This is a genomic window from Devosia epidermidihirudinis, assembly GCF_000971295.1.
In the GTDB taxonomy this organism is placed as follows: Bacteria; Pseudomonadota; Alphaproteobacteria; order Rhizobiales; family Devosiaceae; genus Devosia; species Devosia epidermidihirudinis.
Window position 1 is genome coordinate 7,501 of the sequence record NZ_LANJ01000007.1, and the last position, 2,500, is coordinate 10,000.

Genomic DNA, 2,500 nt, shown 5'->3' on the forward strand with positions numbered 1-2,500 from the left:
TAGAATCAGAAAACGCCCCGGTGGAGCTGTGGTCTTTTCGGAGGCAATCGATCAAGCGCCATTTGCTCCGCGCGGAGATGCTTACACTCTATGGCAACAAGTGCGTTTTCACTGAGAAGGTCTTTCTGTGTTTGAATGGGAGACTGGCGGAGACTCAGGTTGGTCACCTCATTGCGCGCGAGTACGGCGGGCCGGACATCATCCAGAACGTGCTGCCTATGTCGAGCGTGACGAACTGGCATTGGGACCACGGGCTCATCTCCCTCACGAATTCGGGGAAACTGCTGGTGGCGACGAAAGCCTCATCAGAAACACGGCTCAGCTTCCTAGCCGGCCTGCAGCTTCGGTTTGCGGACAGCCGCTTCTGGCCTCGGGCAGAATATCTTGAGTGGCACCGCGACAATATCTTTGAAAAGGGGCGCCAAAGAGGGCTGATCTGGTCCACGACGCAGCGTTCAAGAATGGCGGCGGCGCGCATCTTGATCTGATGATTGCGGCCCACGTTTCGGGTTGTTTTGGCCTTTGAGCCCTCCGCCTTCCCCGCCCAGTCCCTGGAACGCAAAAACCCCCGGTCCTTTCGGACTGGGGGTTTTGTGTTTCGGCATTGTGTATGAGAACCATACGTTTTTGGCAGACCTTGCAGCGACCTACTCTCCCAAGCCTTGAGACTTAGTACCATTGGCGCAGAGGAATTTGACGGTCGAGTTCGGGATGGGATCGGGTCTTGGGCTCCTCGCAAAAACCACAAGGTCAGCGAAAAACGTATGATGTGAATTCTGGTTTTGTTATTTGGACCAACCCTCTCCCATGCAAGGAGGGTTGATCGAGTGTATTTCTGAACCGATCGAACAGTCACAATCTATGCGGACATAGATTAATGAGAACGATCAAGCCAATCGAGCTATTAGTACCGGTAAGCTTCACACATTGCTGCGCTTCCACACCCGGCCTATCGACGTGGTGGTCTTCCACGGCTCTCAAGGGAATACTAGTTTTGAAGGAGGCTTCCTGCTTAGATGCTTTCAGCAGTTATCCCGTCCGAACTTAGCTACCCTGCAATGCGGCTGGCGCCACAACAGGTCCACCAGAGGTTCGTCCAACCCGGTCCTCTCGTACTAGGGTCAGCTCTTCTCAATATTCCTACACCCACGGCAGATAGGGACCGAACTGTCTCACGACGTTCTAAACCCAGCTCACGTACCACTTTAAATGGCGAACAGCCATACCCTTGGGACCTGCTCCAGCCCCAGGATGTGATGAGCCGACATCGAGGTGCCAAACAATGCCGTCGATATGGACTCTTGGGCATTATCAGCCTGTTATCCCCAGCGTACCTTTTATTCGTTGAGCGATGGCCCTTCCACGCGGGACCACCGGATCACTATGACCGACTTTCGTCTCTGCTCGACTTGTCAGTCTCGCAGTCAGGCAGGCTTATGCCATTGCACTCGAGGAACGATTTCCGACCGTTCTGAGCCTACCATCGCGCGCCTCCGTTACTCTTTGGGAGGCGACCGCCCCAGTCAAACTACCCACCATACGCTGTCCCGGACACTGTTATGCCGCGGTTAGACATCTATGACGATAAGGGTGGTATCTCATCTTGCGGCTCCACAGAAACTAGCGTCCCTGCTTCAAAGCCTACCACCTATCCTGCACATGCCGACACAAATGCCAGCGTAAAGCTATAGTAAAGGTGCATGGGGTCTTTCCGTCTGACCGCAGGAACCCCGCATCTTCACGGGGAATTCAATTTCGCTGAGTCTATACTGGAGACAGTGGGGAAGTCGTTACGCCATTCGTGCAGGTCGGAACTTACCCGACAAGGAATTTCGCTACCTTAGGACCGTTATAGTTACGGCCGCCGTTTACCGGGGCTTCATTTCAGGGCGTTAACCCCTCCATTTAACCTTCCGGCACCGGGCAGGCGTCAGACCCTATACGTCGTTTTGCAACTTCGCAGAGCCCTGTGTTTTTAGTAAACAGTCGCCACCCCCTCTTTTGTGCCACCCCTATATAGTTGCCTACATAGAGGTCATGCTTATCCCGAAGTTACGCATGCAATTTGCCGAGTTCCTTCAGTATAGTTCTCTCAAGCGCCTTGGTATACTCTACCAGTCCACCTGTGTCGGTTTAGGGTACGGTCAATATTGGTGGAGCTATTTCCAGGAACCGGCTCATCGCACCCCCAATCCAATAAGGGGATACGAACCTGCGCGATCCGTCACTACCACCTGGCCCACGAATATTAACGTGGTTCCCATCGGCTACGCATTTCTGCCTCACCTTAGGGGCCGGCTAACCCTGCGCTGATTAGCATTGCGCAGGAACCCTTGGACTTTCGGCGAAAGTGTCTCTCACACTTTTTGTCGCTACTCATGTCATCATTCGCACTTCTGATACCTCCACGGCCCCTCACAGGTACCGCTTCGCAGGCTTACAGAACGCTCCGCTACCGCTTGCACGTAAACGTGCAAACCCTAAGCTTCGGTGCATAGTT

1 protein-coding gene and 2 rRNA genes (2 of these 3 running past the window's edge) are annotated in these 2,500 nt (G+C 53.8%); 1 reads left to right on the plus strand and 2 read right to left on the minus strand.

Annotated elements, in window-relative coordinates; genetic code table 11:
* A protein-coding gene (locus tag WH87_RS02890; RefSeq protein WP_046137878.1) for a hypothetical protein crosses the window boundary here: on the plus strand, positions 1-488 show its 3' portion. The gene continues 409 nt to the left of window position 1, outside the view; 488 of the gene's 897 nt are visible here — the last part of the coding sequence; its start codon lies beyond the left edge, outside the window; the stop codon is at positions 486-488.
* Positions 489-634: 146 nt separating this feature from the next.
* Here WH87_RS02890 and rrf read toward each other — a convergent pair.
* Positions 635-750 (minus strand): 5S ribosomal RNA (gene rrf / locus WH87_RS02895).
* Positions 751-883: 133 nt separating this feature from the next.
* Positions 884-2,500, minus strand: a 23S ribosomal RNA gene (locus tag WH87_RS02900) (it continues 1,105 nt past the right edge of the window).